Annotated in this window: 9 protein-coding genes; 2 read left to right on the top strand and 7 right to left on the bottom strand. The window is 62.2% G+C overall.

The annotated features are described in order from the left end of the window. Positions 1 to 11 precede the first annotated feature (11 nt). Together ESZ60_RS21215 and ESZ60_RS20135 are read right to left on the bottom strand one after the other, a co-directional pair. Positions 12 to 248, bottom strand: a complete 237-nt coding sequence (locus tag ESZ60_RS21215) for a hypothetical protein (RefSeq protein ID WP_134682443.1) — start codon at positions 246 to 248, stop codon at positions 12 to 14. Positions 249 to 285: 37 nt separating this feature from the next. Next, positions 286 to 645, bottom strand: a complete 360-nt coding sequence (locus ESZ60_RS20135) for a hypothetical protein (protein ID WP_134682442.1) — start codon at positions 643 to 645, stop codon at positions 286 to 288. A gap of 102 nt (positions 646 to 747) precedes the next feature. Here ESZ60_RS20135 and ESZ60_RS20130 point away from each other — a divergent pair, with 102 nt between their 5' ends. Next, positions 748 to 984: a helix-turn-helix domain-containing protein gene (locus tag ESZ60_RS20130; RefSeq protein WP_134682441.1), complete on the top strand. Its 237-nt coding sequence runs from the start codon at positions 748 to 750 to the stop codon at positions 982 to 984. Next, positions 981 to 1,688: a GIY-YIG nuclease family protein gene (locus tag ESZ60_RS20125; protein ID WP_134682440.1), complete on the top strand. Its 708-nt coding sequence runs from the start codon at positions 981 to 983 to the stop codon at positions 1,686 to 1,688. The genes ESZ60_RS20130 and ESZ60_RS20125 overlap by 4 nt, the downstream gene beginning before the upstream one ends. 268 nt (positions 1,689 to 1,956) lie before the next feature. Here ESZ60_RS20125 and ESZ60_RS20115 read toward each other — a convergent pair whose 3' ends face one another. The 5 genes from ESZ60_RS20115 to ESZ60_RS20095 all read right to left on the bottom strand — a co-directional run bounded on the left by ESZ60_RS20115 (position 1,957) and on the right by ESZ60_RS20095 (position 6,223). Further along, positions 1,957 to 2,571 carry a hypothetical protein gene (locus ESZ60_RS20115; protein ID WP_134682439.1) on the bottom strand — a complete coding sequence of 205 codons (615 nt, stop codon included), beginning with the start codon at positions 2,569 to 2,571 and terminating at the stop codon, positions 1,957 to 1,959. 600 nt (positions 2,572 to 3,171) lie between these two features. Next, positions 3,172 to 4,674 (bottom strand): DUF3987 domain-containing protein, encoded by a 1,503-nt coding sequence (locus ESZ60_RS20110; RefSeq protein WP_134682438.1) that lies wholly within the window; start codon positions 4,672 to 4,674, stop codon positions 3,172 to 3,174. Then, the gene (locus ESZ60_RS20105) at positions 4,671 to 5,561 is read right to left on the bottom strand and encodes a DUF7146 domain-containing protein (protein ID WP_134682437.1); all 891 of its coding nucleotides are present in this window, start codon (positions 5,559 to 5,561) and stop codon (positions 4,671 to 4,673) included. Before ESZ60_RS20105 ends, ESZ60_RS20110 begins: the two co-directional genes overlap by 4 nt. A 90-nt stretch (positions 5,562 to 5,651) precedes the next feature. Further along, positions 5,652 to 5,927 carry a winged helix domain-containing protein gene (locus tag ESZ60_RS20100; RefSeq protein ID WP_134682436.1) on the bottom strand — a complete coding sequence of 92 codons (276 nt, stop codon included), beginning with the start codon at positions 5,925 to 5,927 and terminating at the stop codon, positions 5,652 to 5,654. Positions 5,928 to 6,037: 110 nt separating this feature from the next. Further along, positions 6,038 to 6,223: a helix-turn-helix transcriptional regulator gene (locus ESZ60_RS20095; protein WP_134682435.1), complete on the bottom strand. Its 186-nt coding sequence runs from the start codon at positions 6,221 to 6,223 to the stop codon at positions 6,038 to 6,040. Positions 6,224 to 6,363 lie beyond the last annotated feature (140 nt).

The raw sequence follows: 6,363 nt of genomic DNA, 5'->3' as shown, positions 1-6,363 counted from the left end.
TGGCTATGGACTTACAACAACGAGCGCCCCAACATGGGCATCGGCGGCATCACACCCGCCCAGAAACTGAAAATGGCTGCCTGAGGTCTACTTCTGCGCCCCGTTAAAACGGGGAGGATTACCGGGTCTTCTAGGATCGGCTTCGCGTAGATCGGCACTGCGCCGACAGCCAGAGCGGCGGGCGCGAGTTTCAGAATGGCGCGGCGGTTGATGCGCCCGCCTTGCTTCTCTTGAACGAACGTTTCCATTTCGATTTCCTTTCCTGTGTGGAGGCGGGACGAAGTTTCACGCGGCCAGCAGTCGGGCCGCGTCGAGTTCCTGGCGCAATGCAGCGATGGCAAAGGTGTCGCGGGCGCGCTGGAAGTCGGTGCAGTCGAGCGCGAACAGCAAGTCTTCCAGTTCAGAGACCGGGCGCGGTACCGGGAATGCTGCCAGAGCAGCGCGGCGATGCTTCATGGCCGACTGGGCGCAGGCCCATTGCTGACGCAGGCATGCGGCGAAGATGGCGCGGCGTTCGGCTGCGGTGACGGGACGCGAGCGGCCATAGTTCGGGCCGGGCGTCCAATCCTGAGCGCGATGATAGGCGGGACGCGACTTGGCTGCGGCCCAAGCAATGCGGAAGATGGCGGCGCGGTCGTAGGTCATATCGGCAACCCCTAGCAGAAACGCTTACTGTGTTATATGTATGTAACAGGGTTAGCGCTTAGTCAATAACCCTGTTAGCACAAACAGCAACAAGGTTAGCAAATGACGCCTGAGCAAGTGAAAATGGCTCGCGCCGGTCTCGGACTAGGGGTTCGCGAACTAGGGGAAATGGCGGGAGTTTCGTTCACCACGATTAGCCGCTTTGAAACTGGTAAGAGCGGCCTCCAGCTTTCTACCGCCGAGGCTATCCGCAAAGTCTTAGAAGCAGAGGGCGTCCAATTTCTCGACTGCGGGCAGGTTGCTGCGGGTACGGGTATAGCACTGAAGGCGAAGCAATGAAGACATCCGACGTCATCCGATTGATGCGACCGTATCAACGGCTCGTAGCGCCTATGGTTATCTCTGATGTGGTTGGCGGCATGGCACCTCGCTCATTCTCAGAAGCCATTTCCCGATATGCTGGCCGGATGGGTGAATCTGTTTCTTTCGATAATGGCAAAGGCTGGTCTGGCGACATCCGAGAAGCTGCTATTTGGACACTATTCCGCAACGGATTTGCGAAGGGTAAAGTGGTCAAGATGTCGGACGACGGCACCCTGACGCATTGGACCGAAAACGGGATGGAACTTGAAGTGGCAGCGGCCATCGAAACGGAGTTTGGCGGGAACCGCGCGCTCTCTGTTCGAGCCAAAGACATTGTCAGGCAGGCGATAATATTGGGGGAGGGCGCAAAGGCCGTCTACGTTTACACCGACTCACGCTTGGATTCTCTTGGCGACAACTGCACGAAAATTGGCAGACATCACCTCAGCGGAAGCGGTGAAGTTCTCAGGCGCATTCTTGGACAATACTCGACAGGAAATCCGGGTTACCCAGTCTTACGTATAATCGCAAAGACAGACACGGAAGTGGCGCTTGAAAGTTTCCTACATCGCGCATTTAGAGAGCGTCGCATTGAGGGTGGATTCGGGTACGAGTGGTTTGCGGTCAAGCACCAAGATGTCCTGGCCGCAATTGAGGCATTTGTGCGTGCAGAGAGCTAAGCACGCTCCACCAACTCACGGATTGTCCACACCTTGGAGCGCAGCGCGGCTCTCGCGCACCAAACCCATCACCTTCTTTCGCATTGCCATAGCCTCTTTCGTCTGCATCCCATGACGAAAGTTCGGATGCTCTGCCCCCGGCTTCGCGCCGGACCGTGCGCCATGCATCCGGCAGACGGTCCAGCCCCTCACGGCAGGATTGCAGCAGCGCACCCCTGACCGCTTTGATTTCGCAGTGCAGCGCGGGGAACTGTGCATGGGGTAAGTGTCAGCTTTTGCCATTCACCCCTCCCCCATGCGAGACGTTGCCGACGACAGCCTGTCCGCCGCTCTCTACCGTGACGCGCTCGACGCGCACCAACTGCTGGCCCTTTGATCGATACCGCTTCAGCGCCTCGACCTGGGCGGTGTAGGTCCGTGCCAGCTTGTTCAGGGCCCGCTCGGCTGCGTCCTGTTGGTGGATGGCCGACGTGTGGTTCAGTCGCCGTGCCATCGTCATCGTGGCCTGATCGATAGCGGCCATCTGCGCCAGCAATAGCGCCTCGGTCGCGCCCTGCGGTTCCATGCTGTCCACGAAGCCCAGGGCGAAGTTGGATGCCGCCGCGCCTGCTTTCGCGCCCGGCGAGCCCAAGACTGAGATTTGCCCAAGGAGACCGTTATGAACGGCAGTATTGCCTGCGGCCTTCTCGATGCGCCCGAAATCGCCATCAATGACTACCTTGACCACTCCACCCTCTTGCCACTCGATATCCATCGTCGGCTGCTTTCGCTTGGGCACGGATGGCGGCTTGGGGTCGGCTGTTGGTGCCAAGTCTTCCGAGGTCTCCGCTTTGTCGACCTTCTCGGGCTTTGAGCGCAGTTGTTTCTGTCCGTCAGCCATCATTCATCTCCATGGTTGTCGCCACGAAGGGCGAGGTAGCTTTTGACCCGTGGCCACCGTTTTTCACCGTTAAAAAATGGGCCGAGTGCGAGCGCGGGCGCTACACCGATGCGGCAGACAGCCTCAGCCGCTTGCCGCCTTTCACCGGTAAGAACCGGTGCAATGGGAGGCGTTGCCTCAATCATTCCTTGCCTCACTCAGCCTTCCAGCACGAGACATGCAGCTTGCGGCCTTTCCGGTCCGTCATGGCGACGGTCCAATCCTGTCGCCCGCAGATGGCGCAGAACGGCGGATGGGTTGGCAGGCGGGCGGCATTGCGCCCGGGTAGGGTGTGGAGGGCGAGTGAAGGGGCAGCGCGGGCGGTAGCAGACCCGCCCGTAACCCCATCTGACGGAACTGACATAACTGACGGAACTGACATAACTGACGAAACCTGCCCGTCTGGTCGGCTCGGCACTGACAAAACCTCGGAAGTCTGCACTGACAAAACCCCGCCATCCGTAGGGCCAGCCACCGCTTTTGCAGGGGAAAGGGAGGTTTCGTCAGTTGTGTCAATTTTGGCTTTTGTCATTTGGGCCGAACGCGCGGCCTGCAACCAGCGCGTCATACCTTGCCCCCATGGATGGCCGGGTTCACCAAGAACAGCCTTTGCGGTCGTCCGCCGCTCGGCGCAGCGGCATCGGTCACAGCGCGGATCAGGTCGGCCTCCTCCAAGACGGACAGCGCCGAATTGATTTCTGCCATCCCGGCAAGCCCGGCTCGTTGCATCCGGCGCACTTCGCGGGCGGTGAACCGTTCCCATCCCTTTTCCCCGATCAATCCAACCAGCCGCCTTGCAGCACGTTCTGATTGCGGCAGGCTTGCAGCGCCGTAAGCGCGCCGGGCCATCGGCAATGCATAGCTTTCGATGAAATGGCAGGCGCGGCCCAATTCAGCTTGGCCAATAGGCCGCTGCACCGGATCTGGCTCGCCATCGAAGGCGTGACCGATAGCGGCAAGCACCAGCGACAGCCGCGCAGCCAAACCCGGCAGCTTGCCAATGAAGGATAGCAGGAGCCCGTCGACCCCGGATTCCCATTCAGCGCAGGTTGCGCGCCAGTCGTTCATCATGGCCTGCGCGTCGGAGCCGAAAGGGACGAACCAAGGACGCGGCTCGCCATCCTCGGACAAGGGCATCTGCATTGCCGTCAGCCGCTCCATGGCGGCATCTGCGACGGCATCGGATGCGAACCGCTCAGGCTGCTTGACCGGGACGCGTCCGGGCCAGATCGGCAGGAACCGGGCAAGCAAGCCGTCATCGCTCGCCTTGGTCAGCAAATCGTTGAGCCGGTCGGGCTGGATGCCCCCAAGCGCCCCTATGGCCAGCCTCCCAACGGTCAGGGGTGGGCGACCCAAGCGTTCCACCGTGAAGCTGCGCCCGCCATAGGCTTCCAGCCAGAAGGCACGGTCGGACCCGCCGTTGCGCGCTTCCATTGTCAGCAGCCAGCCCGCCAGCTCGTCGCGCATTTGCAGGAAGCCCTTGGGTTGCGCCTGGGCGATAACCCCCAGCCGCTCGACCGTGCCGTCATTCACGACGAGACGGGGAATATGGGGGGCGGGTCCAGCGTCGACTTCCTTCGGGAGGGGAGGCGGCGGGTTGCCTTTGTCCAGCGCCGCGCGAGCTTTCTTATCCCACATTTCTTGAGCCAGCTTTGCGAGCTTCACACGCTTTTCCCATGCAGCCATCTCTGCTTCTGCCGCCTGCCGTAGCGGGCGCTCAGCGCGCCGAAGGGGGGCCAAGACGGCGTCAATGGCCGGTGACTTCCCGGCGCTCGGATTGCCGATGCACATGGACCAGATAAGGGGCGGCTCGGCCCAGCCTTTCCAGGGCGAGACCCAGCGGGCATTGCCCATCGTTGCGCCGGTCACCGTGAGCAACGCGGCCAACACGTAATCGGGAGGTGCCCCCGCTCCTTCGGCGGTCGCGGAAATCCATTCTGCGGCGCATGGCGTCAACACTTCGGACAGTGGCAGCTTGGGCGGCTCGGGTAGATGCGGGCGAAGAAACCGGAGGTCGGCATCGGGCCATTGGAGCTTAAACGGGATGGGTTCCGGCATGGCGTTCATGCGCTCGCCCCTTTCATCATCAGAATGTCGTTCCAGTCCATGCCTTGCGGCGCAGGAAGCAGGCTGACGGTCCAGCCAAGAGCAACAGCGCGCTCGGCCAGCTTGTGGGCGGCGCTCAGCCCCGCGCCCTTGTCGTCGCTATCGCTGGCGATGGTCAGACGGTGCGGATTGCTTGGAAGGCGAAGCGCAGCCATGCCCGGCGCAGAGAGTGTGGCCCAGACCGTCGCACGACGCCCCAGCAGCCCGCTACAGAGGCTCAAGGCGGTTTCTATGCCCTCTGCCACCACAAGCGGCCCCTGCGCCTCAGCGACTCGCACAGCGCCGCCAGCAGCGGCACCCAGCATCGCCTTGGTAGGCTCGGCGTCAGCTTTGCCTTTGCCGTCCGGTCGAAGATAGGTGCGATGCACGGCCAGTCGCGGGAGGCCCTCGATCAACGCGACCATCGCGGGCAGGCGCTTGGCAGATGGATGCCAGCATTCGGGATGGAAGCGCAGGCTATCGGGCAGGGCGCAGGTGATGCCCCGGCTCCGCAGGTAGGTTTCCGCGATGGTGCCGTTGATCGGCTGCGCCTCGCGCCAACACGCAACCGCCTTCCGCTCGGCCCGTTCGGCTTGCGCCCTTTCTTCGGCTTCGCGACGGGCAATCTCGGCGGGGTCTGGTAGCTGGGGCACTTGATGATGCCCCAGCAGGCCGCGTGCCTGGAGAGCAGCGCGCACCGCGTCAAAGCTGCATCCTGCCTTGCAGGAGAGCAGCAGACGCCCGGAGGGGGCATCTGCAAGGGTCAGAGACGGGTGCTTGTCGCCGTGAGCAGGGCAGCAGGCTAGACCATAGCGGCCATGCCATTTGCCCTTGGGCAGCGCGAGCGTGAGGGAGCGGGCATCACTCATGGCCAGCCCCCCAGATGAAGGCGGCTAGCATCGCGGCGCGCTCGGCATCGATGCCGTAGCGCTGGCACAGGAAGGAGAGACGGAGGGCCATCATGCCGCGTCACCCTTCGCCACGCGGGCTTTAAGAATATACTTTGCGTGGGTCCCGGGAAATGGGCCACCATGTTTTTCGTGGCGGGTCTCGATGGGAATGCCCATCTTGCGCAGCTTGTGGACATACGCGCTCCATCGCGGCGCGGGTTCAGTGATGGGGGTGCAGCCCTTGCCACCTGCTTGAACCAGGCGATCCAGCGCCCAGAGCTCGCGCCCCTTGATGTGAGCCTTGAAAGGCTTCGAGCCCTCCGGGTGAATCGTAAAAAGTGCCATGTGTCGGCCTCTCTGATTGCGGGCCGGGCGCTGAACGCTATATGTTTGGGGTGCTGATACCGCCAAGCCAATACCGCCGCCGCCCTCGTTCCCGATGGGTGGCGGTTTGGTTATGCGGCGGTGGATTGGCGGCTATCGAGCCACGCGACTAGCGCGCTTTCTGGCCATGCGACGGCCCTACCGGTCAGCTTCACGGGGCGCGGAAACTGCCCCTTGCTCATTAGATCGTAGATCGTGCTGCGGCTTAGGCCAGTGAGTTCTTCAACGGCGCGGCGGCGAAGGTGCTTCTCTGCCATGGCGAATATCCTTTGCATGTCCACTTAACCTTCTTTCCGTGCTATTTTCGGGAAGGAGGAACAGCCGATGGGACAGTCATCGACAGTGAAGAGGGGACCGCCGCGTGATGCCGCGAGCAAGGTCGCGCAGCAGCGGATGA

The sequence above is a fragment of the Paracoccus ravus genome (genome assembly GCF_004522175.1).
Classification (GTDB): domain Bacteria; phylum Pseudomonadota; class Alphaproteobacteria; order Rhodobacterales; family Rhodobacteraceae; genus Paracoccus; species Paracoccus ravus.
This window is presented reverse-complemented; position numbering and strand designations above follow the sequence as displayed.

Bases quoted from the DNA above. Each gene is read 5' to 3' on its own strand.
- ESZ60_RS21215 (WP_134682443.1), bottom strand. From the start codon at position 248: ATGGAAACGTTCGTTCAAGAGAAGCAAGGCGGGCGCATCAACCGCCGC.
- ESZ60_RS20135 (WP_134682442.1), bottom strand. From the start codon at position 645: ATGACCTACGACCGCGCCGCCATCTTCCGCATTGCTTGGGCCGCAGCC.
- ESZ60_RS20130 (WP_134682441.1), top strand. From the start codon at position 748: ATGACGCCTGAGCAAGTGAAAATGGCTCGCGCCGGTCTCGGACTAGGG.
- ESZ60_RS20125 (WP_134682440.1), top strand. From the start codon at position 981: ATGAAGACATCCGACGTCATCCGATTGATGCGACCGTATCAACGGCTC.
- ESZ60_RS20115 (WP_134682439.1), bottom strand. From the start codon at position 2,571: ATGATGGCTGACGGACAGAAACAACTGCGCTCAAAGCCCGAGAAGGTC.
- ESZ60_RS20110 (WP_134682438.1), bottom strand. From the start codon at position 4,674: ATGAACGCCATGCCGGAACCCATCCCGTTTAAGCTCCAATGGCCCGAT.
- ESZ60_RS20105 (WP_134682437.1), bottom strand. From the start codon at position 5,561: ATGAGTGATGCCCGCTCCCTCACGCTCGCGCTGCCCAAGGGCAAATGG.
- ESZ60_RS20100 (WP_134682436.1), bottom strand. From the start codon at position 5,927: ATGGCACTTTTTACGATTCACCCGGAGGGCTCGAAGCCTTTCAAGGCT.
- ESZ60_RS20095 (WP_134682435.1), bottom strand. From the start codon at position 6,223: ATGGCAGAGAAGCACCTTCGCCGCCGCGCCGTTGAAGAACTCACTGGC.